This window comes from Polaromonas sp. P1_E3 (assembly GCF_056405935.1).
The window spans coordinates 1-25,837 of record NZ_JBFUBD010000009.1 but is presented as its reverse complement, the minus strand read 5'-3'; the positions used below and the strand labels follow the sequence as shown (position 1 = coordinate 25,837).

The window sequence follows — 25,837 nt, the reverse complement described above, 5'->3', positions numbered from 1 at the left end:
ACCATGGCAGAACGTTCCAGCGTGCAATACGCAAAAGTCGACGGTAGCTATTTTGAGAAGAGGGGGCTGCGCCGCTATGCCGGCGTCTGGTCGCTCTGGGCACTCGGCGTTGGCGCCGTGATCTCCGGCCATTTTGCGGGCTGGAACCTGGGCCTGGCCAACGGTTGGGGCAGCATGCTGCTGGCCACCATCATCATCTCCGTGATGTACCTGGGCCTGACTTTTTCACTGGCCGAAATGTCCCCCGCGTTGCCGCACACCGGTGGCGCCTACTCTTTCGCGCGCACCGCGATGGGGCCCTGGGGCGGCTTCCTGACGGGGCTGGCCGAGAACGTGGAATACGTGCTGACGCCGGCGGTCATTGTGTTCTTCATAGGCAGTTACATGGGCAGCATCTTTGGCACACCGCCGGCCTGGCAGCCTTTGTGGTGGATTGGTTTTTACATCGTCTTCATCGGCCTGAACATCATCGGCGTCGAGCTCTCGTTCAAGATCACTCTGGCCGTTACCCTGCTGGCACTGGCCTGCCTGGTGGCGTTCTGGGTCAGCGCCTTTCCGAAGATAGATTTCGCGCGCTGGGCCATGAATGTCGGCGCCGGCGGCGCGGTGCTGCCTGAAGGTCGCGGCCCCTTCCTGCCGCTGGGCTTCACCGGCGTGCTGGCGTCGCTCCCTTTCGCCGTATGGCTGTTCCTGGCGATCGAGCAGCTGCCGCTGGCGGCCGAAGAATCTGTAGACCCGCGCCGCGACATGCCGCGCGGCATCATCGCCGGCATCTTCACGCTCATCCTGTCTGCTTTCATGATCCTCTGGCTCAACCCGTCTGTCGCGGGCATCGGCTCGCATGCGCTCAGCACCTCCGCAGAGCCGCTGCTCGACGGCTTCAAGGCGATTTACGGCGGCGGCATCGCCAAGATACTGGCGCTGGTGGCCGTGCTGGGCCTGGTGGCAAGTTTTCACACCATCATCTTTGCCAAGGGCCGGCAAATCTACTCGCTGAGCCGTGCTGGGTACTTTCCCTCGGGCCTGTCGGTTACCCACGGCAGCCGCAAAACCCCGCACATCGCGATGATCGTCGGCTCGGTGGTGGCGCTGGTAGTCATGTTCGTGCTGTGGTTCACGCTGGGGGTTGATAAAGGCTCTGCCGTCATCGGCGGCACGCTGCTCAACATGGCAGTTTTCGGCGCCATGTTCTCCTATGTCATGCAGGCGCTGTCGTTCATCCGGCTGCGCAGCAAGCTGCCCCACATGGAGCGCCCCTACCGCAGCCCCCTGGGCGTCACGGGCGCGGTGCTGACCCTGCTTATTGCCCTGGTCACCATCTACTTCCAGCTCAGCGACCCGATCTACCGCGTAGGCGTGCTGTGGGTCGCGCTGTGGTTCGCCATCGGCGTCAGCTACTTCGCCGTGATGGGCCGGCACCGGCTGATTCTTTCACCCGAAGAAGAGTTTGCGATTGGCCTGGCTGAAAAAGCCCACGCAAACGCCCACCCATAAGGCAACTCATGCAAAAAAAGACCAGCCCCTCCAAACCCCATCCACTCCTCGAAAAGTTGCGCCAGTCGGGGGCCAACAAGATGAAAGTCGCGGTCAGCGACATTGACGGCGTGCTGCGCGGCAAATACCTGCACAAGGACAAGTTCTTCGGGGCCGCGGAGCCCTATCCCGCGGGGGGGTTCGGCTTCTGCGATGTCGTGCTGGGCTGGGACATGATGGACAACTGCTACGACAACACGTCCGTCACGGGCTGGCAGCACGGTTTTCCCGACGCCCTGGCGCGGCTGGACCTTGATACCGCGCGCCGCGTACCCTGGGACAACAACGTCCCCTTTGTGTTGGGCGAATTTGTCAACGCAGACGGTACGCCGCACGCCGTCTGCCCCCGCCAGACACTCAAGCGTGTGCTCAGGCGCGCGGAAAAAATGGGCTTCGTGCCCATGACCGGCATGGAGTTCGAATGGTTCAATTTCCTGGAGACGCCGCACAGCTGGGCCGCCAAGAACGGCGTAGGGGCCGAGAAACTCACCCCCGGCATGTTTGGTTATTCGCTGCTGCGCATGAACCAGAACCAGGACTACTTCAACGCCATCATGGACGAAATGCTGGCCTTTGGCATTCCGATTGAAGGCCTGCACACCGAAACCGGGCCCGGCGTGTATGAAGTCGCCATCGGCTTCAGCGAAGCGCTTGAGCAGGCCGACCGCGCCATCCTGTTCAAGACCGGCGCCAAAGAGATCGGCTCGCGCTTCGGCATCATGCCCAGCTTTATGGCCAAGCCCCACCAGCAGCTGCCGGGCTGCAGCGGCCACATCCACCAGAGCCTGTCGGACGGCAAGACCAACCTGTTTTTCGACGCGAAGAGCCCGCGCAAGATGAGCAAGCTGTTCGAAAGCTATGTCGCCGGCCAGGTCGCCTGCATGATGGAGTTCGGTCCCATGATCTGGCCCACCATCAACAGCTACAAACGCCTGGTCGACGGTTTCTGGGCCCCCGTGAAACCCACCTGGGGCATGGACAACCGGACCGCGAGTTTCCGGGTGATCGCAGGCAGCGCCAAGGCCACCCGCCTGGAAACCCGCTGCCCGGGCGCCGACGTGAACCCATACCTGGCGATGGCCGCGGTCATCGCAGCGGGCCTGCATGGCGTCGAAAAGGGACTCAAACTGGGCGCGCCCATTACCGGCACCAACCAGGGGGCTGAACACATTGCCCGCGCACCGCGCACCCTGATCGAAACCACACGTATTTTCCAGAAATCGGACATCGCGCGCGACTGGCTGGGCGATACTTTCGTGGATCACTTCGCGGCAACGCGCGAGTGGGAATGGCGCCAGTGGCTGGACGCCGTCACCGACTGGGAAATGAAACGTTATTTTGAAATCATCTGACATCCTGATCAACAGGCTCACCGTGCCCGACGCTGCCGTTTACCGCGAATTCCGCCTGCGCGGCCTGCGCGAGCATGCGGACGCGTTTACCTCCAGCTTCGAGGAGGAAAACCTGCGCCCGCTGGCGGAGACCGAAAAGCGCTTGTCCCCCGCATCAGATACCGTGATGTGGGGCGCCACTGTCGACGGCACGCTGGCCGGCGTGGTGGGGCTGACCCGCGAAACGCGCCTGAAAAACCGCCACAAGGCCACCCTGGTCGCAATGTATGTCGCGCCCGAATTCAATGGCCGCGGCATCGGCAAGGCGTTGGTGCGCACAGTGCTGGACGAAGCGCGGCAATCGGACGTTGAACTTGTCGTCCTCACGGTAACCGCCGGCAACGGGCAGGCCACTGCGCTGTACGAGCGCAGCGGTTTTTTACCTTTCGGCACCGAGCCCGACGCCATCCGCGTGAACGGCGTCAGCTTCGGTAAAACCCATATGTATCTCCAACTCCCACGATCATCATGAGCATCACCTCTTTCTCTTTCCCGACCGCCATCAAATTCGGTGCCGGCGCACGCAAACAGGTGGCCCAGGCCCTGCTTGATGCAGGCTGCAAACGCCCGCTCATCGTGACCGACAAGGCGCTGGGCACCTTGCCCGTGCTGGCCGAATTCAAGACCCACCTGGCAGGCCTGGACGTGGCGGTGTTCTCGGGCGTCTTCGGCAACCCGACCTGCAGCCAGGTCATGGACGGTGCCGCAGCCTACAAGGCCCACAAGGCCGACTGCGTGATTGGTTTTGGCGGCGGCGCGGCGCTCGATGTGGCCAAGGTGGTCGGTATTGCCGCCACCCATGAGGGCGACATCCTCGAGTACGTCTGGGACCACCCACAGGTGCGCCCCATCGTCAACGAGCTGCCTTATTTTGTAGCCTTGCCCACCACCTCGGGGACCGGCTCCGAGGTCGGCCGGTCGTCGGTTGTGAGCGAAAACGACACACACCTCAAGCGCGTGGTGTTCAGCCCGAAAATTCTGGCGAAAGTGGTGTTTGCCGACCCCGAACTCACGCTGGGCCTGCCGCCGCAAGTCACCGCGGCCACCGGCATGGACGCGCTCACCCATAACATCGAGAGCTATCTCTCGCCGGCCTACCATCCGCTGTGCGATGGCATTGCGCTCGAAGGCACGCGCATCGCAGCCCATGCATTGCTCAAGGCCGTCAAGGAACCGTCGAACCTGCAGGCGCGCAGCGACATGATGATGGCCTCCATGATGGGCGCCATTGCCTTCCAGAAAGACCTGGGCGCGGTGCACTCCTGTGCGCATGCGCTCGGCGCCGTCTGCGACCTGCACCACGGCCTGGCCAACGCGCTGATGATCGACACCGTGCTGGCCTGGAATTACGAATCGGCCCCCGCCAAGTTCGACGAACTGGCCCATGTGTGTGGCGTTGCGGGTGGCGGCAAGGCCTTTGTGCCCTGGCTCAAACAGCTCAAGGAAAGCGTGGGCATCACCGGACCGTTGTCGGCACACGGCGTCAAACGCGAACACCTGCCGCGCCTGGTCGAGATCGCCACGGCCGACATCTGCCACCAGACCAATCCACGGCCGTGCAAGGCCGAAGACTTCAAGATGCTGTTTGAGTCGGCTTTATGAGTACCAACATGACAATCATTCGAAAGGCTCCCCTTCCAGCAGGGGCTGCGGAACCGGCTTTGCCGGGCCGCAGGCGCAGCGCCCCCGAGGGGCTGGAGCCCGCGGCTCCAAAGCTGCTTGAGCAGCTTTGGACGGGCGACAGAGGCGAAGCGTCTCGCGAGCCGCGGCCTGCAAGGCCTCGCGCATTACACGCAGCCGAAGGCGAAGTGAAAAGCGTGGGGGCTCTACCATGATCGCTGCTAGTCGTCTCAAAATAGGTTTGTCGGCCTGCTTCTCGCACGCCGATCCGACGCGCTCTTTTTTTAGCGGCAAGACGCTGCAGTACGTCGAGCAGTCGATTGCGCACTGGGTCATGTCTTCGGGCGCCATGGTGGTCATGGTGCCCTGTCCCACGGGCAGCACGCAGCGCGGCGACGTGACGTATGAGCACTACGCACAGTGGCTGGACGGCCTGGTGCTGCACGGCGGCGCCGATGTCTGGCCCGGCAGCTACGGCGAAGAGCCGCTGGAAGAAAAATGGTCGGGCGACCGGATCCGCGATGAATACGACAAGGCGCTGGTGGCGGCGTTTGAAAAAGTCGGCAAGCCGGTCTTTGGTGTCTGCCGCGGCCTGCAGCTCCTGAACGTGGCATTTGGCGGCACCCTCTACCAGGACATCAACACGCAGGTGCCCGACTCTTTTGTGCACCGCGATGCCGTCGCATACGACCAGAACTTCCACAGCGTGAATATCGTGCAGGGCTCCAGGCTCTCGGCCCTGTACCCCGGCGTGGAGCGCGTGCGCGTCAACAGCATCCACCACCAGGGCATCAAGGACCTGTCGCCCGAATTTGAAGCCGAGGCCTACAGCGTGGACGACGGCATCGTGGAAGCGATACGCCGCAAGGACAAGACCAAAAGCTATATCGCCGCCACCCAATGGCACCCCGAATTCCACAAACCCGGATCCGACACGATTGACGACGCCGCCGTGCTCGATGATTTTCTCACCGCCGTAGCGGCCGCCAAAAGCAAAGCAAAACAACCATGAACAAACTCGCCATTCACAACCCCGCCACAGGCACGCTGATTGCCGAACTGCCCGCGGATGATGCGGCCTCTGTCGCCGCCAAGGCCGCGCAGGCCCGCAAGGCGCAGGCCGGCTGGGCGGCAGTGCCGGTGGCGGCGCGCAAGGCCTGCATCACGCGCTTTCGCGCCGGCATCGTTGCCGAGCTGGACGCGCTGGCGGCCATCATGACGCGTGAAACCGGCAAGCCGATCAAGATGTCGCGCAACGAACTCAACGGCCTGCTGGGCCGCATTGACTTCTTCCTGGCGGAGCTTGACACCGCCACCGCCACGCAGACCGTGTTTGCCGATGGCGGCATGACCGAGCAGATCGAACACACGCCGCTGGGCGTGGTCGCCAATATTTCGGCCTGGAATTACCCCTGGTTTGTCGGCGGAAATGTGTTCATTCCCGCGCTTTTGACAGGCAATGCCGTGCTCTACAAGCCTTCCGAATATGCCGCCATGACGGGCCAGGCCATTGCACGCCTGCTGCATGCGGCCGGTGTTCCGCAAGACGTGTTTGTGCTGCTGATCGGCGGCGGCGCGGTGGGTGCCGCGCTGATGGAGCAGCCGGTGGACGGCCTCTTTTTCACGGGTTCCTACGCCACCGGCGCAAAGATTGCGCAGTCCATCGGTCCGCGCATGGTCAAGCTCCAGCTGGAGCTGGGCGGCAAGGACCCGACTTACGTCTGCGAAGACGCGAACCCCCAGACCGCTGCCGAGTCGCTGGCCGACGGCGCGATGTACAACACCGGCCAGAGCTGCTGTTCGGTCGAGCGCATCTACGTACACGAGAAAATCTACGACGCATTCGTCACCGCCTTTGTAGACACCGTGAAGACCTTCAAGACCGGCGACCCGATGAGCGAGGACACCTACATCGGCGCCATTACCCGTGCGCCGCAACTGGAAGTCCTGGACGCCCAGGTCGCCGATGCCAAAGCCAAAGGGGCCACCCTGCTGGCAGGTGGCAAGCGCGGCGCGGGACCCGGCACCTGGTATGAACCCACGGTCTTCAGCAACGTCAACCACAGCATGGAACTGATGCGCGAGGAAAGCTTCGGGCCAATCATCGGCATCCAGAAGGTGTCGGGCGATGCGGAAGCCGTCAAACTCATGAACGACACACGCTACGGCCTGACCGCCGGTGTCTTTACACCCGACGAGGCGCGCGCCAAAACCCTGCTGGCCCAGGTCAACGCCGGCAGCGTCTACTGGAACTGCTGCGACCGCGTGAGCCCGCGCCTGCCCTGGAGCGGCTACGGTGATTCAGGTGTGGGTCTGACACTGTCCACCTACGGCATCCAGACTTTCACCCGGCCAAAGGCCTGGCATCTCCGGAAATGACCCCCACGCTTTTCACTTCGAGCCTGCGGCACGCTGCCCCTTTCATTGGGCTGGGGGCTAATTTTCCTTGGGGCGGCCCGGCGGAAAATTGCAAGCCTGGTAAATAACCATGAAGCTCACCCTGTTCGACCTGGACCACACCGTGCTCAACGGTGACAGCGATGTGCTGTGGTGCGACTTCCTGATCGAAAAGGGTTATCTGGGCAAGACCGAATTCACCGCGCGCAACGCCGACATGGCGGCGCGTTACAAGGCAGGCACCGTGGGCTTGAAGGAGTTCGCTGATTTTTATGTGGGCACCCTGGCGGGGCGTACAGCCCAGGAGTGGGAGCCGATGCGCCAGGAGTTTCTGGCCGAATGGGTGGTGCCGCGCATCACACCGGCCRCAATCGCCCTCGTCGACAAACACCTGCAAGCCGGCGACCTGGTGGTCATGACAACCGCCACCAACCGTTTTATTACCGAGCTCACGGCCATCTACTTCGACATCGAACACCTGATTGCCACGGAACCCGAGATGCTGGGCAGCCGCTTTACCGGCAGCACCACCGGCGTGCTGAACATGCGTGAAGGCAAGGTCGAGCGCCTGCACGCCTGGCTCACCGCGCGCGGCCTGCACTTCAAGGATTGCAAGAGCACCGCCTACAGCGATTCCATCAATGACCTGCCGCTGCTGGAGGCCGTGAAACATCCGGTGACCGTGAACGCCGATGCCATGCTGGCGGCCATTGGGTTCGACCGCGGCTGGCCCGCGCTGCGGCTGCACTGAGCGCAAGCCGGGCGGCCGGACACCGTCCACCCCAAGGAAAACAGCCCGCAACCCAATAAGGGCGCGCGCAAGTAGCTATCAAAACGATAGCTGCATGACCACTGGAGCGGCTATTCGGCGCTCAGGTGCTTGCCCACAATCCCGGCCAGCTCAAACATCGTCACTTGCGGCTTGCCAAACACCGGCAGCAGCTTGGCGTCGGCATTGATGGCGCGCTTGTTGGCCGCGTCCTGCAGGCCTTCGGCCTTGATGTAGTCCCAGAGCTTTTTGATGACCTGGGTACGTGCCACTGGTTCTGCGCCGATCACCGCGGCCAGTGCGTCGCTGGGCTTGAGGCCTGCGCCCGGCTTGGCGACGCGCGGCGTTTTCGGTTTGGCCGTTTTGGCGGCGGGCGCCTTCTTGGCGGCAACCTTTTTGGCGGCCGGTGCTTTCGCCGTTTTCGCGGCGACGGTCTTGCCGAAAGGTGTCTTCACCGTCCCGGTCTTGGCAGCCGCCGGTTTGCGCGGCGGAAACTTGGACGGCGCGAACTCGAAGTTCACCTTGTCAGCTTCCTTGTCCCAGGCCAGCATGGCCTTGAAGGGGCGGCGCGTGCGCATCGAGACAAACTTGTCGAGCAGGTCGGTCTTGCCGGTTTCCAGCAGCTTGTGCATCTGCTCGCGCTCGATCGGCTGCTGCAGGATGACCTGGCCGGTCTTGAAGGTGCAGCTGGGCGTGGGCTGCTCATTCGTGGGCACCGACTTTTCGCAGACGTAGTTTTTGCCCAGCTCGAACACGCGCGAGGCGCAGCGCGGGCAGGGGCCCAGCGACTGCTGGCCGCTGAAATCAATGATCTCGCCGGTCTCGGCGTTCTTGTCGTCGCCGAAATCGAACTCCAGCTTGTAGTTCTTCGTCTCTTCGTCGAACTTGATCACCATCTCGGCGGTGAAAGGCCAGCCGGCCTTGGAACGGAAACCGTCCAGCGGGCCAATCTTCTTGTCGCGCAGGAACTGCTCGACCTCGGCTACTTCAAAGGTGCGGCCGGCCGGCGTCTTGCCGAAGCTGAAGCCGCAGCCGTCATCGCCTTTTTTGCCGGTACAGGTGTAGCGGCGGTAGTTTTCCTTGATCACGCCGCCGCAGTTGGGGCAGGGCGCCGACAGCGTGGCGTAGTCGCCGGGAATCGTGTCCTTGTCGTAGCCCTTGGCCTTGTTGACGAGGTTTTCCGTCATGGCGGCGATCTCGGCCATGAAGGTTTCGCGGCTGAGCTTGCCGTGCTCCATCTGCGCCAGCTTGTGTTCCCACTCGCCGGTCAGCTCGGCCTTGGAGAGTTCTTCCACGCCCAGGCCGCGCAGCAGCGTCATCAGCTGGAAGGCCTTGGCCGTGGGAATCAGCTCGCGGCCTTCGCGCAGCATGTATTTCTCGGCAATCAGCCCTTCAATCGTGGCGGCGCGGGTGGCGGGCGTGCCCAGGCCTTTTTCCTGCATGGCTTCGCGCAGCTCGTCGTCGTCGATCGTCTTGCCGGCGCCTTCCATCGCGCCGAGCAGCGTGGCTTCCGAATAGCGGGCAGGCGGCCGGGTTTTCAAACCCTTGGCCTCGACCACTTCGGCGCGCACCATCTCGCCGGGCTTGACCGGCACCAGGCTCTGGCCCTTGTCGCCGTCCTTGGCGTCAGCCACTTCGTCGGCGGCTTCCTTGCCGTAAATCGCGAGCCAGCCTGGCTTGACCAGCACCTTGCCCTCGGTCTTGAAGCTGTGGCCCACAGCTTGGGAAATGCGCGTGGTCACCAGGTATTCGGCGCTCGGGAAGAACACCGCCATGAATCGGCGCACCACCAGGTCATACAGCTTTTGCTCGGCGTCGCTCAAGCCACTGGGCGCCTGCAGCGTTGGGATGATGGCGAAGTGATCGCTCACCTTGGCATTGTCAAAAATGCGCTTGCTGGGCTTGATGTAGTTGCCCTTGATGGCCGTGGCCGCATGCGGCGCCAGGTGCTTCATGCCGCTGTCGGCCAGCATTTCAAAGGTCTGCTTGACCACCGGCAGGTAGTCTTCCGGCAGCGCACGCGAGTCGGTACGCGGGTAGGTCAGCGCCTTGTGGCGTTCATACAGGCTCTGCGCAATCGAGAGCGTCGTCTTGGCCGAAAAACCGAACTTGCCGTTAGCCTCGCGCTGCAAGGACGTCAAATCAAACAGCAGGCCGGCGGCCTGCGTGGTGGGCTTGCTTTCTTCCGTCACTGTGGCGGCCTTGCCGCGCACGGCTTCGGCAATGGCCAGTGCCTCGCGCTCTGTCCACACACGGTCGGCCTTCAGCTCGGCGTCGGGCTCTGCGTTGTCGGCGTTGGCTGCGGCCTTCTTCCATTTCGGGTCAAACCACTTGGCGGGGTACTCGCCGGCTTCAGCCAGAAAGGTCGCGTGGATTTCCCAGTAGTCGCGGCTCACGAACTTGCGGATTTTTTCTTCGCGCTCGACCACCACCGACAGCGTCGGCGTCTGCACACGGCCCACGGTCGTCAGAAAGAAACCGCCGTCGCGCGAGTTGAAGGCGGTCATGGCACGGGTGCCGTTGATGCCGACCATCCAGTCGGCTTCCGAGCGCGAACGCGCCGCGTCGGCCAGGCCCTGCATCTGCTTTTCGCTGCGCAGGCTTTCAAAGCCTTCGCGGATGGCTGCGGGCGTCATCGACTGCAGCCACAGGCGTTTGACCGGGTGCTTGCTGTTGGCGTATTGCTGGATCAGGCGGAAGATCAGCTCGCCTTCGCGGCCCGCGTCACAGGCGTTGACAAGGGCATTCACGTCCTTGCGTTTGGCCAGCTTGACGATGGCGTTGAGCCGCGTCTTGGTCTTGTCGATGGGTTTGAGGTCAAAGTAGGGCGGAATGACGGGCAGGTTGGCAAAGCTCCACTTGCCGCGCTTGACGTCAAATTCTTCAGGCGCCTGGATCTCGACCAGGTGGCCGACGGCCGACGTGACCAGCCACTCATCGCTTTCAAAGTACTCGTCGTGCTTTTCAAACTTGCCGGCCGTCGGCGTGATGGCGCGGACGATGTCCTGCGCCACCGAGGGCTTTTCTGCAATCACAAGGGTTTTCATATGTACTTCTTCAAACCTTCTACATCTTCGGGGAACATTTCCCCGCTTTCGGCAAATACGACTTTGCCTTCACGTCCGTTGGCCGCCACCTTGAGCACCACCACCACGGGCAGGCCCACCGGCTTGGGTAAAAATTTCGCGACCTCGGGGGTCAGCATCCCGGCGGGAAAGCTGTAGCCCTTGGTCTTCATATAAGTGGCAGCGGCGGCCTGCTGCTTGTCGATGGACAGTGCCAGCACCTCAAGCCCCTGGGCCTTTTGCGCCCGCCACAAAGCTTCTATATGGGGCGACTGGACCGCACAAAAAGGGCACCAGCTGGCCCACCAGTACACCACAAGCGTCTTTCCAGCCACTGCGGCAGGCATCCATGCACTGCCATCCAGCAGCGTGACGGCGGGCAAGGGCAGGGTGCTGCCGGCCTTGGGCAAAGGGCTTTCCCCGCCTTTGGCCCACGCCGGCAGGCCCAGCCCCGCCGCGGTGGGCAAGGCAAGGGCGGCAGCGGTCTGCATCAGGTTTCGGCGATTGAACACGGGGGGCTCCTTGGGCGCATCACTACAATAGCGGCTCTCGCGCATGTACGCGCGCGGGTGCGCACGCATGCGCACGCACGCGCACATGCATGAATTAACCATACCAAAAAAATCTGTCGTGTCAAAAACCCAGGCTTCCGCTGTCCCCGCATCTCCCTCCAAACCCGCGGCTCCGGCTGCCGACGGGCGCCGCATCCAGACCCGGCGCTCCGGCGTGCACGGCAAGGGTGTTTTCGCCGTGCAGGACCTGGCGGAGGGCGAAACGCTGATCGAATACGTCGGCGAAATCATCAACTGGAAAGAAGCCCTGCGCCGGCACCCGCACGACCCCAAGGACCCGAACCACACGTTCTACTTCCACATCGACGAAGAGCATGTGATCGACGCCAAGCACGGCGGCAATTCCTCTCGCTGGATCAACCACAGCTGCAAGCCCAACTGTGAAGCCGACGAAGAGGGCGGCCGCGTCTTCATCAAGGCGCTGCGCAACATCAAGGCCGGCGAAGAGCTGTTCTATGACTACGGCCTGATCATCGACGCGCCCTATACCAAGAAGTTGCTGGCCGAATACCCGTGCTGGTGCGGCGCCAAAAACTGCCGCGGCACCCTGCTGGCGCCCAAGGACGACGACAAGAAGAAGAGCAAGAAATCAAAAAAGAAGGCCGGCAAAAAGGCAGACGCCAAGACCGACAAGAAAAAAGCGGTGAAGAAGGCGGAAAAGAAGACGGAAAAAAAGGCCGATAAAAAAGCCGGTAAGAAATCTGACAAGTCAGACAAGAAGCCCGCGAAGCAAAAGAAGGACTGACCCGGTCATTCACCTTCTTCAGGTTCTTTCACCCCTCCGGCCAGGCCCGCGCCCTGGGCTTTCATGACCACTCCCCCCACCCAACCCATCCGATGGCCCGCCGAGGCCCTCTGGGAGGCCGTGGCGCCCTCTTTGCCGGGCTTTACGGTCGAGGTGTTGCCCGAGATTGACTCCACAAACACCGAGCTGATGCGCCGCTTCCGCGGTAGCCCCTCCGGTAGCGGCGGCAACCCCACGGTGGAGCCCCGCCCCGAGCCCCTGCTGCTGGTGGCCGAGCAGCAAACCGCCGGGCGCGGACGGCTGGGCCGCCAGTGGCAAAGCCGCCGCGGCGACAGCCTCACGTTTTCACTGGGCCTGCCTCTGCAGCCTGTCGACTGGTCCGGCCTCTCCCTGGTGGCCGGCATCAGCGTGGCCGAAAGCCTTGAGCCGGTTGTCCCGGGGCAAACGGGCCAACCACGCATCGGACTGAAATGGCCCAACGACCTCTGGCTGTCCACTCCCGACGGTGACCGCAAGCTGGCCGGCATCCTGGTGGAAACCGCCAGCTGGGAGGGCGTGCGTTACGTGGTGATCGGGATCGGCATCAACATCCGCACGGTGGAAATCCCCACCGCAACACCCCCATCCGCTTCTCCCCTGCCCGGTATCCTGCCGGGCAGCCTGCAGGCACTGCTGCCGGCACTGGACGCCACCGCCACCCTGCTGCGCATCGTGCCGCCGCTGGTGCAGGCGGTGCAGGCGTTTGAGCGCTTTGGCTTTGCACCTTTCCAGGCGCGTTTTGCGGCGCGCGACGTCCTGGCGGGCCGCACCGTGCAGCTGTCTGACGGGCAGAACGGCATGGAAGGCACGGCCCACGGCGTGGGCGAAAACGGGGCACTGCTGGTGCATACTGCGGCTGGCATGAAACAAATCACCAGCTCCGAAGTCAGCGTACGGCCCGTTGCAGCGCAGCCCGCGAAGGACTCGCGCCGATGCTGAGGCTGCTGGTGCTGGTGCTGCTCCTGGCCAATGCGGGCTACTTCGCCTGGACGCAAGGCCTGCTGGCCGACTACGGCTTTGCACCCATCACACAGGCCGAACCGCAGCGCCTGTCGCAGCAGATCCGGCCCGAGGCGATGCGCCTTTTGACGTCTACCGATGCGCGCCAGCTCGAGAGCCCCGGCATTACCGCCGCAGCGGCGCCAACGCCTCCCCCCGCACCCGAATGCCTGCAGGCAGGGCTCTTCACCCCCGAACAGACCATCGCCCTGCGCGCTGGACTGGAAGCCGGTCTGCCCATCGGCAGCTGGTCACTCGAAAACAGCTCCGAACCAGGCCGCTGGATCATCTACATGGGCAAATACGCCAACGAGGACGCGCTGGCCAAAAAGCGCACCGAGCTGCGCGGCATGGGGGTCTCGTTCGAGCCCCTGCTCAACCCCGCGCTGGGGCCAGGCCTCTCGCTGGGCCATTTCAGCTCCCAGGCCGACGCAGAGCGCGAGCTGGCCAAGGTCGCCACGCGCGGCGTACGCACCGCCAAGGTGGTGCAGGAGCAGCCTGAACTGCGCGGCCAGCTGCTCAAACTCCCGGCCGTCGACGCGCCGCTCATGGCCAAGCTCGAGCTGCTTAAGCCGCAGTTGGTGGGCAAGGCCTTGCGGCCTTGCTAGATATGGCCCCCACGGTCGCTCACTTCGTGTAGCTCCCTGCCCCCCGAGGGGGCCGCCCGCCTGTGGCCCGGCAAAGCCGGTTCCACGGCTCATGCTGGCTTAAGAGCTCGCCGCGGTTGCACAGCGCGTATCCGATCATCCCGGGCCTCTCGGAGGCTCGTATCCCGGGCGAACTCCATGCTATCGATTTAGGAGCTGCTTGCGCTCGTCCCGCTTGGCTCTCAGCACCTATTTTCTTGAGAAATACCTGAGCCGCCACACCCAGTCCAAGCCAGCAGGGGCCGCGGAACCGGCTTCGCCGGGCCGCAGGCGCCGCCCCCTCAAGGGGGGAACAAGCTACACGCAGTGAGCTTGGACAGGGGTGTACCAGTTCACCGCCCCTTCGAGGGGGGAACGGGCTACACGCAGTGAGCCTGGACGGGGGTGGGCTTATTCAGACTGCCTTCCAGTGCCGCAGCGGCACGCAGGTCTGCAACCGGGTTACGGCCTGGTCCATCAGGGCCGGATGGAGTTCGTGGCCCAGCGTGGCGGCTACGTCCAAAGTGGCGTCGGCGCCCAGTTGCATCAGATGCTCGAAATCGCTGCGGGTGCGCGCCAACGGCACCACGGCGTCGTTTTGGCCGTGCAGCAGGTGCAAGGTGGTCAGCGCGGGCGCGCGGGCCGGCCAGACCTGGTAGCCACCGCCGAATGACAGCAGCCGGCCGGCCAGGCCATCGTGCGCGTCGCTCAGGGCCAGCGCCAGGCTGGCGCCCGCCCCGAAGCCGGCCAGCGCCGTATCGGACTGCAGGATGTCGAAGCGCTGCTGTTGCGCGCGCACAAACGCTGCCAACGCTTCCACCCGGGCAGCCAGCGCCCCCGCATCGTCCAGACCCGCGGCGTTGGCGCCAGCCGCATCGGCGTGCGGGCCAGTCAGGCCTTGCGGCATCAGCACGGCGGCTTCGGCAAACGCGCCGCCCAGCAGGTTGCCCAGCTCCAGCATGTCGGCCGCCGTGCCGCCAGCGTCGTGCAACAGCACAAACAGCTGGCGGGGTGCGCCGTTCAGGGGCAGCAGTTCAATGGTTTCGGGCTCGGGCGGGTTCATGGCAGGACGCTTAAAAAAATGGGAAAGAGGCAACTGGGGCCTTTCCGGCCTCTTTCAACCACTGTAACCAAGCTCTTTACGCCGCCTGCGCCCCTTACGCCCCTTACGCCCCTTACGCAGCGGCAGTTTCTCCGCGCTGCGCGTCTTCCGTGATCAGGGAAGCATGCAGCCGCACGCCCGCTGCCGCGCCACTGGCCGTGGCAAAAGTAATGCTGTGCGGCACGCGCGCCATGTCGCCCGCGGCGTACACGCCGTTCACGCTGGTCGCACCCCACGCGTCGATGCGCACGATGGGGCCAAACGGTGAATCCTCAAACGCGCAGCCCAGTGTCTCAGCCAGCGGGCTGGCCATGCGCACCTGCGTGCCCACCAGCAGGGCCTTGATCGCCACGCGCCGGCCATCCTGCAGCAACACGCCTTCCAGCGCGGGCGCCTCACCCTGCAGTTCAGCAATGGGGCCTTGCTCAACCCTGACCTTGCGCGCGGCCAGCTGCATCCGCTCTTCGGCTGACACATCGACCACACCTTGCGTAAACAAGGTCACCTCGCCCCAGTCGGCAAACATCAGCGCCTGGTGCACCGACATCGGGCCCGTGCCCAGCACGCCGACTGCGCCGCCGCCAATCTCATAACCATGGCAATACGGGCAATGCACCACGGTCTGGCCCCAGCGTTCCCGAAGGCCGGGAATTTCGGGCAGCACGTCCGACACGCCCGTGGCCAGCAGCAGGCGCCGACCGGTGAACCAGCGCATCCCTTCTTCGGCTTCCACCACAAATGCGGCTGTGCCGATGTCAACGCGGCTCACGCGGCCGCTGAAGATCTTTGCCGTCGGGTACGCCAGCAGCTGCTCCCGGGCTGTTGCCAGGAGTTCGGCGCCCGGCTTGCCGTCGTGGCCCAGCACGCCATGTGATTCCGAGGCAAAACGGTTGCGCGGCATGCCCGCATCGATCACCAGCACCTTGCGCCGCGCGCGGGCCAGTTGCAATGCAGCAGACAGCCCCGCAAAACTCCCACCCACAATGATTGCGTCATACAGCATGGGAAGCCTCCGGTGACAAGGGGTGCGCGCCGTGGCCGGCATGGTCCGCATGCGCAGCCATGGCGCGGTTGAAGTCGGCCGACAGGTCAGCGAGCGTGACCTCCGCCAGACGTTTCATGAGCAGGGCTTCAGCCTCGCGCAGGCTGCCGGCGAGGGCGCGCTGCACGGACTGCTCAATGACACAGCCGTCCGCATGCGCGCCCTCTTCAGGCGCCGGCGCACCGGCATCGCCCACCGCCATCTGCACGTCCAGCAGGGTGACCGAAGCCAGGTCCCGCGCCAGCACCCAGCCGCCGCCGTGCCCGCGCTCCGACACCACAAAGCCGGCATCACGCAGGCTTGCCATGGTGCGCCGCACCACCACCGGGTGGGTGCGCAAACAGGTGGCCAGCTCGTCCGAGGTCATCGGCCCCTGGCGATGGGCCATGTGCAGCAGGGCATGCAAAACGGCGGAAAGCCGGCCTCTTGATTTCATGTAACTTATCATGTTGCATGATTCTACGGAGTACGGACTCCCGCGCCGCGGCGCCACGCCAAAACCATACGCGTGCAGGGGACACTCCAGCCACAGGCGGGGCTGCGCGGGCGGTTTGGCGCCCAAGTCGGCGAGAATCAGCGTTTTTGACGTACCCAGAGATCTGGAAAAACACCATGAAAATCGGAAAAGACACCGCCGTTACCCTTAGCTACAAGGTGGCGGACGCCCAGGGCAAGCTGGTCGAGCAAAGCAGCGCACCCATGGTTTACCTGCACGGCGGCTACGGCAACACCCTGCCCAAGATCGAAGAAGCGCTGGACGGCCAGGAAAAAGGCTTCCAGACCGTGCTGGCGCTGGAGCCGCAAGACGCCTTCGGCCTGCGCGACGAAAGCCTGGTACGTACCATCCCCCGCACGCAGTTTCCACCCGGGGTCAAAGTGGGCGGCCAGCTCGAAGGCCGGGGCGACGACGGCCGCCAGCATGTCTTCAACGTGACCAAGATCAAGGGCGATACGGTCCTGCTGGACGGCAACCACCCGCTGGCCGGCAAGGCCCTGCGCTTCACCCTGAAAGTGACCGACGTGCGCGCTGCTTCGGAAGAAGAAATCGCCCACCGGCACGTGCACGGCGAGCACGGCCACCACCATTAATCTGCGCTGGGTGACCGTCCGGCGATTAAGCCGTTAGCGTTACGCACCGTTACCGTCGTAAAGACTCCTCTGAACTAAAGTGGGATTGAGCCTACATCCCCCGATGCCGCACGACGACAACCCCGGCACCCGATGACGGCTAACTTCATGGATTAACTTCAGAGGTACCCATGGTCATCAACGCGTTTCTTGTCGAAGACAAGCCGGACATACGCAGAACACTGGTCGAGGCCATGGAAGAAATCGCACCCCTGCGTTTCGTCGGCCACGCCGACTCCGAGACCAGCGCCCGCCAATGGCTGGGCTCGCACAACGAAGACTGGGACCTCGCCATCGTCGACCTCTTCCTCGCTGAAGGCTCAGGCTTTGGCGTGCTGAAGGACTGCCAGCAGCGCACAGCCCGCCAGAAAGTTGTGGTGCTGACCAGCCACAACCAGGAGAACATCCTGCACTACTGCCGCGAGCTTGGCGCCGATGAGGTGTTTGACAAATCGCAGGACGTGGAAAAGCTGGTGCTGTATTGCCAGGCCCATGCGGCCAGCCTGGGCGGCACGGCCCCTTTACCGCAATAAACCGCGCTGCGATCAGGCGGCGATCTCCCATGCCGGCTCCGCGCCGTGCTGTAAGCCGCCGCCGGTGTACGCTCGGTGGCTGCGATGAACACCTCCACCCCTCCCGCGCCCAAGCTGCGCGCCGCCTGGACCATGCTGTTTGCGCTGACGACCGCCGTCGCGCTCAGCCAGTCTTTTCGCACCGTGGGCGCCATCATGGCCGCGCCGCTGCAGGCTGACTTTCACCTCTCCGCGCAGGCCCTTGGCCTCTTTGCCGGCGCATTCCATTTTCCCTTTGGCGCAATGCAGCTCTTCATGGGCATCGGCATAGACCTGCACGGCGTGCGGCGCACCGTGCTGGCCGCTTTCCCGCTGGCCATTGCCGGTGCCGCACTGTCAGCCCTGGCAGGCAATTACGGCACGCTGGTGGCCGGGCAGGTGTTGATCGGCATGGGCTGCGCGCCGGCCTTCCTGGTGTGCACCGTTTTCATCGCACGCCACTTTCCCACCCAGCGTTTTGCCGCGGTGTCCGGCCTCACCCTCGGCCTGGGCGGCCTGGGCATGCTGCTCACAGGCACGCCCCTGGCCTGGCTGATCGAGGCGACGTCCTGGCGCATGGGCTTCTGGGTGCTGGCCGCGCTGGCGGCGCTGGCCTGGCTGCTGATCTTCACGCTGGTGCACGAGCCCGCGCAACAGGCGGCAGGCGTGCAGCCCCGCGAGTCCGTGCGTGAAGCTTTTGGCAAATTCGGCGCGCTGCTCACCTTGCCGCATACCTGGGGCATCCTGGTGATCTCGGCGGTGGGCTATGCGTCCTTCATTTCGCTGCGCGGCCTGTGGCTTGGGCCCCTGCTGATGCAGCGCCATGATTTTTCGCTGGTGCAAAGCGGCAACGTCGCGCTGGTGATGTCGGTGGTGTCACTGTTCGGCCCGCCGCTGTTTGGCCGGCTTGACCCGGGCCCCGCCCATCGCCGCCGCTGGATCACGGGCCTGACCGTGCTGCTGGCGGCGCTGTTCGCGGCATTCGCCTTCACGCACAGCGCGGTGGTCGATGTGGCGGGGCCGGTCATCATCGGCCTGCTGTCGGGTTACCTGGTGCTGCAGTACGCCGACGTGCGTGCGGCTTACCCCGCAGCACTCACGGGCCGGGCGATGGCGGTGTTCACCATGGCGATGTTCCTGGGTGTGGCCGGCATGCAGTGGCTGACCGGACTGGTCGCCTCCGTTGCCGCCGCACGCGGGCATGAACCCTTCACCGCGGTGCTGGCCAGCATTGCCGTGCTGCTGGCGGTCGGYGCGCTGCTGTTCAAGGTGCTGCCTGCGCCGCCGCAGCAAAGCTGAAGACAAAATCACAAGCAGGCGCCCACAAAAAAAGCGGCGCCACATGCGCCGCTTTTTTTGTGTCCGGCAGGCCGGACATTGCTGGCTTGAAAGCCTCAGAAGCGCTTGTTGCCTTTGGCCACGTCCTTGACGGTTTCCTTGGCATCGCCGTAGTTCTTCTGCACCGAGCCTTCAGCCTGTTTGGCCAGGCCCTTGGCTTGCTGCTCCTTGCTTCCCACGAGCTTGCCCGCAGCTTCCTGCGTCTTGCCGGCCATGTCTTTGGCAGCGCCCTTGACTTGATCCTTGTTCATGATGACTCCTGATGAATTCGACGAGACCTCCAGGAACCCTGAGAGGTATACCCGGGCCAACGTTCGTCGTTTAACGCCGGCCACTTACCAAGATACCGACCCGCCGGGACCGCAGCGTAGGCGCAGCACCCGAACGCATGTCGGTCCCAGTGATTCGGCAAAGCTGGCCCGTCAATCCGCCACCGTCACCACATTGCCGGCAAAGGTGACCCGGTCCGGCGCGTCGGCCTGCAGCTTGATGGGCGGCACATTGGCGGGCGTGATCGGGTTGGGCGTGGTGCCGGCAAGGCCGCGCGGTACCGTGCGCACCACCTGGCTGGCCGGCAGCGGCGCGCCGGTCTTGAGGTGGGCGTACATCATGTCCATGGCCTGGATGAAGTAGCGGTGCAGCGGCACCAGCCGCTGGCCGTAGCCCGGGAAGCCCAGGAAGGCATCAAAGTGCTGGGCGTTGGTGACTTCGATGTACGAGAGCTTGCTGCGCGAACCCTCCACCATCTTGTTCAGGCCAAAGTAGGGGCGCGAGGTAAACGCCACCGGCACCAGCGTGTCGGAGCGGCCATGCACGATCAGCGCGGGCTTGCCCTGCAGGTTGGCGGTGCGCAGCACTTGCTGAACACCTTCTCGCACACGCAGGGCGTCAGGCGTGCTTCCCGTCATCAGCGCGCGCAGGCACAGGGCACCGGCGCTGTTGTAGTCCTGCACGTTGCCGGCCGATATCGAGGCCGCGTCCAGCATCGGGCCGCCCAGGCTGGCGTTGTTGACGATGTTGACGCCCGCCGTGGGCGGCACGCCATTGCCCGTGCCGAATGACGTGGCCAGCGGGCCCGCCGGCGCAGGCACCGGCAGGTTGGGCGTGGGCGAAGCGGCAGGCGCCGTGGCGGCAAAGCTGTAGCCGCACAGGTTGTCCTGCACGCCGGCGCGCCCGTAGGCATTGGCATACGTCAGCGCCACCGGCAGCGTGGCAAACGAATAGTGCGAAGCCTGCAGGTCATTGCTCTCGGGTTGCCAGCCCAGTTGCACCAGCGTGGCCATGGCGCTGCCCGCCTGTTCGGCCGTGGTGTTGCCGATGACCACGCCGTTGGCCTTGAGCGCACTGCAGCGGCTTGCGGCAATCACCGGGTTGATCGTGTTGAAAACATTGGTGGTGGGCGACACCAGCGCAGCGCAAGGCTGCAGCAGGTTGGCCAGCGTGATGTAGTCATACAGCGGCCTGCCGGTGCCGGCCAGCGTGCTGTTGCCGCGCCGCACACTGAGGCGCGCATCGGGTACCAGCTGCACCTGCGGCTCTGCTACCGCCACACCGCTGATGAGGCCCTGCGTGTCCTGCTCGGCCGCAGCCAGCGCAGCGCCCGCACCGTTGGACACGCTGGAGGCAATCACGATGGTGTTGGACGGGTTCAGCGTCTTCAGGCGGCTGCCGCCGTCGGGCGAAGGCTTGCCATAGCGCTCGTTCAGCACATAGTAGGCAAACTCCACCGCCTGCAGCGTGTAGCGGCCCCAGTCTTTTTCAGAGTTCTGCTGCGAATGCGCATGCTTCACGGCAAAGCGGTTGGGCGTGGCGGCGTTGAAGGCCGTGCGCTCAGCCTGTGTCAAATTGGCAGTGAAGTTGGAGGCCGTGCCGGCCGCCACCGCGTCGGCGCGCAAACCGTTTTGCAGGTGCACCGTGTTGTTCTGCAGGTCGTGCATGCCGCTGCCGGTGCCCTTGTCGGTATAGGCCACGGCGCAGCCGTTCTTCAAACCCCATTCACCCGACGAGCCAATGGCGCCGTAAACGCCGCGTGACCCGCTCGAGGTGCCGGTAACGATGCACGGGCTGGCCGGGTTGAAGCTCGCCGGCACCTGCACCATCATCGTCACGTTCTGCCGGCCGCTGCCGTCGTCTGAGTAAGCGATGTATTCCGTGCCGGCAATCTTGCCCTCGCCGGCTGTGACGTTGCCTTTGGCGTCCACGTTGGGGCCGTACAGCGTGCCGTAGCCGCCGCCGGGAGAAATGTCGAGGATGGCGCGGTAGTTGTTATAGATCGCAATCCGGCGCAGCTCGGCCGCGCTGGGGTTTAAGGGGTCAACAGGCGCCGGCGCAGGTGCGGCCAGGCCGGTCTTGCCCAGGCCGGCGGTCAGCAAGTCGTCATTACCGCCGTCGTACACGCCGGTGGTGATGACGCCCAGCCAGGCCGGCTTGATGTTGGGCTGCACGCCCACACCGCTTGCGCAGCCGCCCAGCGCGGCCACTGCCGCCAGGGCCATGGTGGTTTTGATCAGGGTGAATGTCATGTCGTCCTCCTCGGGTTATTCGTACGACATCATCAGCGCAACGGAGCCCGCACGCGCATTTGCCGCTGTCGGATTTGTAAGGTTTTTCTTGTAAGGCTTTTGCCTCAGCCGCGCCTTTGCTGCCTGCCACGTCTGTTTGCCTGCCAGGCAGTCAGTCGCTTCGCTATGTTTTTGATAGCTGCTTGCGCACGGCCACCGCGCGCTACAGGCCAATTGGCTTAAGGCTATTTCGCGTCGCTGTACACCGTGGCGCGCGACACGCCCATGTGCGCGGCGGCGATCTCGGCGCCGCGGCGGATCTCCAGGTAGCCCGCCTTCTTGAGGTCCTGCACCAACTGCTTGCGGTCGGCAGGCTTGAGCGAGCGTGATGTCGTGGCCCGCGCCGCGGCAAATTCGTCAATGCACTGCTGTATGCGGTCGGCGTTGGAGGCGTCCAGCGTTTCGGTGACAGCGCTGCTTTCAATCGCGGTGAACTGAGACATCGCCGCCTGGAAGCCGTTGAACAGCGTCAGGTCCACGTTCAGGCAGATCGCCGCCACGTAATCACCGGCCTCGTTGCGTATGCCCACCGACGTGCTCTTGACCTTGCGGCCATCGGCGAACTGGTTGGCGTAGTTGGCAATCACGGCCGGATAGTCCGGGTCCTGGATGCGCGCCAGGCCCAGCTCGGTGGCGGGCTGGCCTATGCGGCGGCCGCTCAGGTTGTTTTCTATCGCCAGGATCGCGTTCTTGGGGTGCGTCAGGTCGTGCACCACCACTTCACAAAACGGCGCAAAGGTTTTGCCCAGCCCTTCGGCAATGTTCTTCAGCTCGGCGAGCAGATGTGCGTTGCTGGGCTTGTTGCTGGGTTTTTTCATGGGGCGCAGCCTCCGGTCAGGGCGATTCAAATTTCAGACAATTTGTCCAGTCGCAATCGTAGCGCACCGTGCACCACTGTTGAAGCAGCGGATTGGTGGAGCGAGCCACCACCGCAGCCCGTGCGCGCCGGCCGCACAGTAGGCGCAAGCCTATTCCTACACCCGGCGTGCCCAGCCTCCTGCACCATGCGGCCGGCGCAGCGGGGAAAGTACCAACGTACCTGCTGCGGTTTTATCGCGGTATCTCGCGGTATGTGTTTCCGCGCATAACCCCATCAACAACTTACCCCTTCAAAGGAGGCCCTTATGTTGAACCCATCCAAATTCAAGCTCAGCCGAATGGCGCTGGCCGGCGTGGCCGCTTCTGCCCTGGCATTGGCGGCCCTGCCCGCCACGGCACAGACCAGCAGCACCACAGGCGCCGGCACCTCATCCACAGCGACTGACGCCGGCAAGCTGGCCCGTGCCGACAAGGGCATGCTCGACGACCTGGCCCAGGCCAACATCGCCGAGGTCGAAGCCGGCAAGATGGCCCTGGAGAAATCACAAAACGCCGAGATCAAAAAGTTTGCACAGCACATGGTTGACGACCACACCAGCGCACTGGCCGAAGTGCAGGCGCTGGCCCGCGCCAAAAATGTGACCCTGCCCGACGGCCCCGGCGCCATGGCCAAAACCAAGGCCACCGCATTGAAGGCGCTGTCAGGCAACCTGTTTGACACGGAATACGCCAAGCGCGCCGGTGTGGGCGACCACGAAGCCACCATCAAGCTGCTGAACAAGATCCAGAAGGACGCCAAAGACGCCGACCTGAAGGCCCTTGCCGGCAAGATGCTGCCCAAGGTGGAAGGCCACCTTGAAATGGCCAAGGCCGTGGTGCCCGCCAAATAAACAGCCACGCGGCTGAGCCTGTTTCGTTTTTCTTTGTTTAACTTTTTAGGAACTGCTGTATGACCATCCTCTGGACCATCCTTATCGGCTTTCTGGTTGGCCTTGTTGCCAAGTTCCTGATGCCCGGCCGCGACCCCGGCGGCTTCATCATCACCGTGCTCATCGGTATTGCCGGCTCTTTTGTGGCCACCTACCTGGGCGCGGCGATGGGCTGGTACCAGCAAGGCGAAACGGCCGGCTTCATCGCCGCCGTGCTGGGCTCCATCGTGCTGCTGCTGCTCTACCGGCTTCTCATCAAGCGCTAGCCAGAACGCACCAGGAACCCCAGCCAGACACCCCGGCGCATTCACGTGCGCCGGGGTGTTGTGCTGTGTGGCTGGCGCGGGGACTTGATGCGGCTTCTTTTGCGAAAAAAGTTTTACCCAGCCCGGCCGCTGAGCCCGCTGCACCTGCCATTCGATTTCCATGAAATTGCCCTCTTGAAATTTTTTGGGGCAACTCCTACATCCTGATCCGGAGCGCCGGGACCGCTTCCTGGTGCACTGATGTTCAAACCCCGAATGGAGGACTCACCATGTACCGATCGTTATTTCCGCGCGACATGTTCGCCGAACTCGATCGCCTGCAGCGTGATCTGCAGCAGGCCTTCGATCTGTCTCCCAGCATTCGCGGCTTTGGCCGCAGCAGCTACCCCGCCCTGAACATTGGCGGCACTCCGCAAACGATAGAGGTGTATGCCTTTGCCCCGGGCATTGACCCGAAGTCGCTGGAAGTCAGCCTGGAGCGCGGCCTGCTCACCATTGCCGGCGAGCGCAAAACCGAGCTGCCCGAAGCCGGCTCGCAGTCGACCGTGCACATCAACGAGCGCTTTTCCGGCGCTTTCCGCCGCGTGCTCACCGTGCCCGACGAAGCCGACCCTGACGCCGTGAACGCCAGCTTCAAGGACGGCCTGGTCCATATCACCATCCAGCGGCGCGCATCGGCCCAGCCGCGCCGCATCACCATCCAGTGAAAGGAGGCAAACCATGAACTACGCAAACACCCAAACCAGTAACAACACGGGTAACAGCGGCAATACCGGCAATGGCGGCAACGGCGCCACCCGCAGTAACGGCAGCTACGGCGACGCAAGCACCGCCAGCAACGGCAGCACCAGCCGCGGCATGCAAACCAGCCAGCAGGGCGGTGAAGTGGCGCAGAAAGACACCTCGCGCTACGCCAACGGCGCGCTGACTCCGCCTGTCGACGTGATTGAAGACAGCAACGGCATCACCCTGTATGCCGACCTGCCCGGCGTACCGCGCGATAAGCTGCACCTGCAGGTGGAAGCCGACACGCTGACGATTGACGCCGAGTCGGCCCTGTCCACACCCGAGGGCCTGCAGTCCACCCACACCGAAGTGGGGCTGGGGCGCTTTCACCGCGTGTTCACGCTCAGCAAGGAGCTCGACACCGAGAAAGTGAGCGCCGAGCTGGCCAACGGCGTGCTGAAGCTGCGCATACCCAAGGCGCAGCACGCACAGCCCCGGCGCATCGAGATCAAGGCAGCCTGATTGCGCCCCGGCGCCTCTGCGGCAACCCGCGGCATACGCCGCGCCGGCCCGCCGGCCTGCTTACTTGGCCGGCACCGGCGTGCGCTGCGCCGGGTCGTAGAAAAACGTTTCTTCGGCAATGCGCTCGCCTTCCCAGCGCTGGTAGGCGAGCTCTTCCATGCGCATGGTGCTGCCGTCGGCCCACACAAAATTGAAGACCCAGCGGATGATAACCTTGTCACCGCTGATAAACACCGGTCGCACACAGGTTGACGTCATCGACTTCACGCGTGCCATCACTTTTGCTTCACCTTCCACCAGCTTGTCGCGCCCACGGCGCGGCGGCTGCTGGTTTTCTTGCATGGTCGCATCAGGCGTGTAGAACTCTTCAATCGCTTCGGTGTGCGCGTTCTGTTCAACGCGGGCAATAAAGCGGTCTACGGTTTCAGGCGTGGGCATGCGGGTTTCCTTTGCTGGGCTGCTTGGGGTGTTGATGCGTTTCGGCGCTGCTGCCTGAACCTAAGGAACTCAACGGAACAGACAACAAGGGGGCCGAACGAAAGCCGAAGTGTTGCACGCCTGAAGCTTTTTCGCTGGCGGCATAACTCCCTTGCGCCTTTGCCAGACGCACTCATTCACATGAGGCGAACATCAACGGCGCAACAGCAATAAGCGCACTAGCCGGCCAGCTCATTCACCTCAGCCAATGAGTCCGCATGCCGGTGCACCAGCTTCCACTCATCACCCTCGCGGCGAAACACTTCAGTGACCCGCAACTTCATCGTGATCACATCCGGCTTGCCATGCATGCGCACCCGCGCTTTCTGAAAACCCGTCCAGTAAGCGATCGTCTCACTCTCCGCCATGTCCAGGATTTCAAGCTCGGTAGTGCCACCCGCTTCAAACACACGGGCGTCCCGCGCATACCGCGCCGACACCTCCTCCGTGCCATGCACCGCCCCACCGCCTGGGCCCATAAAAGTGGCCGGCAAGTCCTGCGCCGACAMGGCAGCCAGCGGCGCCGCGTTGCCACCCACATAGGCGGTGGCCGCCTCCTTGCGCTGCTTCATGAAAGTCTTGAAGTCTTGTGGCGTACCCATGTTTGTCTCCTAAAGATG

The 25,837-nt window shown here is 63.8% G+C and carries 27 protein-coding genes; 17 read left to right on the top strand and 10 right to left on the bottom strand.

Annotated features, from left to right (window positions below):
- Positions 1–3: 3 nt before the first annotated feature.
- The 7 genes from AC1D0Z_RS03420 to AC1D0Z_RS03390 all read left to right on the top strand — a co-directional run bounded on the left by AC1D0Z_RS03420 (position 4) and on the right by AC1D0Z_RS03390 (position 7,692).
- Positions 4–1,494 carry an amino acid permease gene (locus AC1D0Z_RS03420; RefSeq protein ID WP_477656837.1) on the top strand — a complete coding sequence of 497 codons (1,491 nt, stop codon included), beginning with the start codon at positions 4–6 and terminating at the stop codon, positions 1,492–1,494.
- An 8-nt stretch (positions 1,495–1,502) separates the two neighbouring features.
- Positions 1,503–2,885 carry a glutamine synthetase family protein gene (locus AC1D0Z_RS03415; protein WP_477656836.1) on the top strand — a complete coding sequence of 461 codons (1,383 nt, stop codon included), beginning with the start codon at positions 1,503–1,505 and terminating at the stop codon, positions 2,883–2,885.
- Positions 2,872–3,396 (top strand): GNAT family N-acetyltransferase, encoded by a 525-nt coding sequence (locus tag AC1D0Z_RS03410; RefSeq protein ID WP_477656835.1) that lies wholly within the window; start codon positions 2,872–2,874, stop codon positions 3,394–3,396. The genes AC1D0Z_RS03415 and AC1D0Z_RS03410 overlap by 14 nt, the downstream gene beginning before the upstream one ends.
- Positions 3,393–4,526: an iron-containing alcohol dehydrogenase gene (locus AC1D0Z_RS03405; protein WP_477656834.1), complete on the top strand. Its 1,134-nt coding sequence runs from the start codon at positions 3,393–3,395 to the stop codon at positions 4,524–4,526. Before AC1D0Z_RS03410 ends, AC1D0Z_RS03405 begins: the two co-directional genes overlap by 4 nt.
- Positions 4,527–4,755: 229 nt before the next feature.
- Complete coding sequence (locus AC1D0Z_RS03400; protein ID WP_477656833.1) at positions 4,756–5,556, top strand: gamma-glutamyl-gamma-aminobutyrate hydrolase family protein; 801 nt, start codon at positions 4,756–4,758, stop codon at positions 5,554–5,556.
- On the top strand, positions 5,553–6,923 hold the full coding sequence (locus tag AC1D0Z_RS03395) for an aldehyde dehydrogenase family protein (RefSeq protein ID WP_477656832.1): 1,371 nt from the start codon (positions 5,553–5,555) through the stop codon (positions 6,921–6,923). The genes AC1D0Z_RS03400 and AC1D0Z_RS03395 overlap by 4 nt, the downstream gene beginning before the upstream one ends.
- A 109-nt stretch (positions 6,924–7,032) precedes the next feature.
- Positions 7,033–7,692, top strand: coding sequence for an HAD family hydrolase (locus AC1D0Z_RS03390; protein ID WP_477656831.1), 660 nt, complete (start codon positions 7,033–7,035; stop codon positions 7,690–7,692).
- A gap of 110 nt (positions 7,693–7,802) precedes the next feature.
- Here AC1D0Z_RS03390 and AC1D0Z_RS03385 read toward each other — a convergent pair whose 3' ends face one another.
- Together AC1D0Z_RS03385 and AC1D0Z_RS03380 are read right to left on the bottom strand one after the other, a co-directional pair.
- Positions 7,803–10,757, bottom strand: a complete 2,955-nt coding sequence (locus AC1D0Z_RS03385; protein WP_477656830.1) for a DNA topoisomerase III — start codon at positions 10,755–10,757, stop codon at positions 7,803–7,805.
- The gene (locus AC1D0Z_RS03380; RefSeq protein WP_477656829.1) at positions 10,754–11,287 is read right to left on the bottom strand and encodes a TlpA family protein disulfide reductase; all 534 of its coding nucleotides are present in this window, start codon (positions 11,285–11,287) and stop codon (positions 10,754–10,756) included. The genes AC1D0Z_RS03385 and AC1D0Z_RS03380 overlap by 4 nt, the downstream gene beginning before the upstream one ends.
- Positions 11,288–11,372: 85 nt before the next feature.
- Here AC1D0Z_RS03380 and AC1D0Z_RS03375 point away from each other — a divergent pair, with 85 nt between their 5' ends.
- The 3 genes from AC1D0Z_RS03375 to AC1D0Z_RS03365 all read left to right on the top strand — a co-directional run bounded on the left by AC1D0Z_RS03375 (position 11,373) and on the right by AC1D0Z_RS03365 (position 13,738).
- A complete protein-coding gene (locus tag AC1D0Z_RS03375) occupies positions 11,373–12,092 on the top strand; it encodes an SET domain-containing protein (protein WP_477656828.1) in 720 nt (239 codons plus the stop codon).
- 63 nt (positions 12,093–12,155) lie between these two features.
- Complete coding sequence (locus AC1D0Z_RS03370; protein WP_477656827.1) at positions 12,156–13,070, top strand: biotin--[acetyl-CoA-carboxylase] ligase; 915 nt, start codon at positions 12,156–12,158, stop codon at positions 13,068–13,070.
- The gene (locus tag AC1D0Z_RS03365; protein ID WP_477656826.1) at positions 13,064–13,738 is read left to right on the top strand and encodes an SPOR domain-containing protein; all 675 of its coding nucleotides are present in this window, start codon (positions 13,064–13,066) and stop codon (positions 13,736–13,738) included. The genes AC1D0Z_RS03370 and AC1D0Z_RS03365 overlap by 7 nt, the downstream gene beginning before the upstream one ends.
- A gap of 433 nt (positions 13,739–14,171) precedes the next feature.
- Here the strand turns inward: AC1D0Z_RS03365 and ypfH are convergent, their stop codons facing one another.
- The 3 genes from ypfH to AC1D0Z_RS03350 form a co-directional block, all read right to left on the bottom strand.
- Positions 14,172–14,819 (bottom strand): esterase, encoded by a 648-nt coding sequence (gene ypfH, locus AC1D0Z_RS03360; RefSeq protein WP_477656825.1) that lies wholly within the window; start codon positions 14,817–14,819, stop codon positions 14,172–14,174.
- 112 nt (positions 14,820–14,931) lie between these two features.
- Positions 14,932–15,861, bottom strand: a complete 930-nt coding sequence (locus AC1D0Z_RS03355; RefSeq protein WP_477656824.1) for an NAD(P)/FAD-dependent oxidoreductase — start codon at positions 15,859–15,861, stop codon at positions 14,932–14,934.
- A complete protein-coding gene (locus AC1D0Z_RS03350; RefSeq protein WP_477656823.1) occupies positions 15,851–16,336 on the bottom strand; it encodes an Rrf2 family transcriptional regulator in 486 nt (161 codons plus the stop codon). The genes AC1D0Z_RS03355 and AC1D0Z_RS03350 overlap by 11 nt, the downstream gene beginning before the upstream one ends.
- Before the next feature lie 176 nt (positions 16,337–16,512).
- On the opposite strand from AC1D0Z_RS03350, the gene AC1D0Z_RS03345 reads away from it, so the two are divergent.
- The 3 genes from AC1D0Z_RS03345 to AC1D0Z_RS03335 all read left to right on the top strand — a co-directional run bounded on the left by AC1D0Z_RS03345 (position 16,513) and on the right by AC1D0Z_RS03335 (position 18,878).
- Positions 16,513–16,989: an FKBP-type peptidyl-prolyl cis-trans isomerase gene (locus tag AC1D0Z_RS03345; RefSeq protein ID WP_477656822.1), complete on the top strand. Its 477-nt coding sequence runs from the start codon at positions 16,513–16,515 to the stop codon at positions 16,987–16,989.
- A gap of 170 nt (positions 16,990–17,159) precedes the next feature.
- Entirely contained in the window at positions 17,160–17,561 is a 402-nt protein-coding gene (locus AC1D0Z_RS03340; RefSeq protein ID WP_477656821.1) for a response regulator, read from the top strand.
- Positions 17,562–17,645: 84 nt separating this feature from the next.
- Positions 17,646–18,878, top strand: coding sequence for an MFS transporter (locus AC1D0Z_RS03335; protein WP_477656820.1), 1,233 nt, complete (start codon positions 17,646–17,648; stop codon positions 18,876–18,878).
- Positions 18,879–18,973: 95 nt separating this feature from the next.
- Here AC1D0Z_RS03335 and AC1D0Z_RS03330 read toward each other — a convergent pair whose 3' ends face one another.
- From AC1D0Z_RS03330 to AC1D0Z_RS03320, 3 genes are all read right to left on the bottom strand, one after another.
- Positions 18,974–19,168 (bottom strand): CsbD family protein, encoded by a 195-nt coding sequence (locus tag AC1D0Z_RS03330; RefSeq protein ID WP_477656819.1) that lies wholly within the window; start codon positions 19,166–19,168, stop codon positions 18,974–18,976.
- A gap of 171 nt (positions 19,169–19,339) precedes the next feature.
- Entirely contained in the window at positions 19,340–21,439 is a 2,100-nt protein-coding gene (locus AC1D0Z_RS03325) for a D-(-)-3-hydroxybutyrate oligomer hydrolase (RefSeq protein ID WP_477656818.1), read from the bottom strand.
- A 224-nt stretch (positions 21,440–21,663) separates the two neighbouring features.
- Entirely contained in the window at positions 21,664–22,296 is a 633-nt protein-coding gene (locus tag AC1D0Z_RS03320; protein WP_477656817.1) for a helix-turn-helix transcriptional regulator, read from the bottom strand.
- 306 nt (positions 22,297–22,602) lie between these two features.
- On the opposite strand from AC1D0Z_RS03320, the gene AC1D0Z_RS03315 reads away from it, so the two are divergent.
- From AC1D0Z_RS03315 to AC1D0Z_RS03300, 4 genes are all read left to right on the top strand, one after another.
- Entirely contained in the window at positions 22,603–23,187 is a 585-nt protein-coding gene (locus AC1D0Z_RS03315) for a DUF4142 domain-containing protein (RefSeq protein WP_477656816.1), read from the top strand.
- Between the two features lie 59 nt (positions 23,188–23,246).
- On the top strand, positions 23,247–23,492 hold the full coding sequence (locus AC1D0Z_RS03310) for a GlsB/YeaQ/YmgE family stress response membrane protein (RefSeq protein WP_477656815.1): 246 nt from the start codon (positions 23,247–23,249) through the stop codon (positions 23,490–23,492).
- A 269-nt stretch (positions 23,493–23,761) separates the two neighbouring features.
- Positions 23,762–24,199 (top strand): Hsp20/alpha crystallin family protein, encoded by a 438-nt coding sequence (locus AC1D0Z_RS03305; RefSeq protein ID WP_477656814.1) that lies wholly within the window; start codon positions 23,762–23,764, stop codon positions 24,197–24,199.
- Positions 24,200–24,350: 151 nt separating this feature from the next.
- On the top strand, positions 24,351–24,740 hold the full coding sequence (locus AC1D0Z_RS03300) for an Hsp20/alpha crystallin family protein (protein WP_477656860.1): 390 nt from the start codon (positions 24,351–24,353) through the stop codon (positions 24,738–24,740).
- Positions 24,741–24,800: 60 nt separating this feature from the next.
- On the opposite strand, the gene AC1D0Z_RS03295 is transcribed toward AC1D0Z_RS03300, so the two are convergent.
- Both AC1D0Z_RS03295 and AC1D0Z_RS03290 read right to left on the bottom strand, forming a co-directional pair.
- Complete coding sequence (locus AC1D0Z_RS03295) at positions 24,801–25,178, bottom strand: nuclear transport factor 2 family protein (protein WP_477656813.1); 378 nt, start codon at positions 25,176–25,178, stop codon at positions 24,801–24,803.
- A 218-nt stretch (positions 25,179–25,396) separates the two neighbouring features.
- Positions 25,397–25,819 carry a YybH family protein gene (locus AC1D0Z_RS03290; RefSeq protein ID WP_477656812.1) on the bottom strand — a complete coding sequence of 141 codons (423 nt, stop codon included), beginning with the start codon at positions 25,817–25,819 and terminating at the stop codon, positions 25,397–25,399.
- Positions 25,820–25,837: the final 18 nt, after the last annotated feature.

Excerpts from the sequence above, each read along its gene's own strand:
- AC1D0Z_RS03420 (WP_477656837.1), top strand. The coding sequence starts at position 4 with ATGGCAGAACGTTCCAGCGTGCAATACGCAAAAGTCGACGGTAGCTAT.
- AC1D0Z_RS03415 (WP_477656836.1), top strand. The coding sequence starts at position 1,503 with ATGCAAAAAAAGACCAGCCCCTCCAAACCCCATCCACTCCTCGAAAAG.
- AC1D0Z_RS03405 (WP_477656834.1), top strand. The coding sequence starts at position 3,393 with ATGAGCATCACCTCTTTCTCTTTCCCGACCGCCATCAAATTCGGTGCC.
- AC1D0Z_RS03400 (WP_477656833.1), top strand. The coding sequence starts at position 4,756 with ATGATCGCTGCTAGTCGTCTCAAAATAGGTTTGTCGGCCTGCTTCTCG.
- AC1D0Z_RS03395 (WP_477656832.1), top strand. The coding sequence starts at position 5,553 with ATGAACAAACTCGCCATTCACAACCCCGCCACAGGCACGCTGATTGCC.
- AC1D0Z_RS03385 (WP_477656830.1), bottom strand. The coding sequence starts at position 10,757 with ATGAAAACCCTTGTGATTGCAGAAAAGCCCTCGGTGGCGCAGGACATC.
- AC1D0Z_RS03375 (WP_477656828.1), top strand. The coding sequence starts at position 11,373 with ATGCATGAATTAACCATACCAAAAAAATCTGTCGTGTCAAAAACCCAG.
- AC1D0Z_RS03370 (WP_477656827.1), top strand. The coding sequence starts at position 12,156 with ATGACCACTCCCCCCACCCAACCCATCCGATGGCCCGCCGAGGCCCTC.
- AC1D0Z_RS03365 (WP_477656826.1), top strand. The coding sequence starts at position 13,064 with ATGCTGAGGCTGCTGGTGCTGGTGCTGCTCCTGGCCAATGCGGGCTAC.
- ypfH (WP_477656825.1), bottom strand. The coding sequence starts at position 14,819 with ATGAACCCGCCCGAGCCCGAAACCATTGAACTGCTGCCCCTGAACGGC.
- AC1D0Z_RS03355 (WP_477656824.1), bottom strand. The coding sequence starts at position 15,861 with ATGCTGTATGACGCAATCATTGTGGGTGGGAGTTTTGCGGGGCTGTCT.
- AC1D0Z_RS03350 (WP_477656823.1), bottom strand. The coding sequence starts at position 16,336 with ATGAAATCAAGAGGCCGGCTTTCCGCCGTTTTGCATGCCCTGCTGCAC.
- AC1D0Z_RS03345 (WP_477656822.1), top strand. The coding sequence starts at position 16,513 with ATGAAAATCGGAAAAGACACCGCCGTTACCCTTAGCTACAAGGTGGCG.
- AC1D0Z_RS03340 (WP_477656821.1), top strand. The coding sequence starts at position 17,160 with ATGGTCATCAACGCGTTTCTTGTCGAAGACAAGCCGGACATACGCAGA.
- AC1D0Z_RS03330 (WP_477656819.1), bottom strand. The coding sequence starts at position 19,168 with ATGAACAAGGATCAAGTCAAGGGCGCTGCCAAAGACATGGCCGGCAAG.
- AC1D0Z_RS03325 (WP_477656818.1), bottom strand. The coding sequence starts at position 21,439 with ATGACATTCACCCTGATCAAAACCACCATGGCCCTGGCGGCAGTGGCC.
- AC1D0Z_RS03320 (WP_477656817.1), bottom strand. The coding sequence starts at position 22,296 with ATGAAAAAACCCAGCAACAAGCCCAGCAACGCACATCTGCTCGCCGAG.
- AC1D0Z_RS03315 (WP_477656816.1), top strand. The coding sequence starts at position 22,603 with ATGTTGAACCCATCCAAATTCAAGCTCAGCCGAATGGCGCTGGCCGGC.
- AC1D0Z_RS03310 (WP_477656815.1), top strand. The coding sequence starts at position 23,247 with ATGACCATCCTCTGGACCATCCTTATCGGCTTTCTGGTTGGCCTTGTT.
- AC1D0Z_RS03305 (WP_477656814.1), top strand. The coding sequence starts at position 23,762 with ATGTACCGATCGTTATTTCCGCGCGACATGTTCGCCGAACTCGATCGC.
- AC1D0Z_RS03300 (WP_477656860.1), top strand. The coding sequence starts at position 24,351 with ATGCAAACCAGCCAGCAGGGCGGTGAAGTGGCGCAGAAAGACACCTCG.
- AC1D0Z_RS03295 (WP_477656813.1), bottom strand. The coding sequence starts at position 25,178 with ATGCCCACGCCTGAAACCGTAGACCGCTTTATTGCCCGCGTTGAACAG.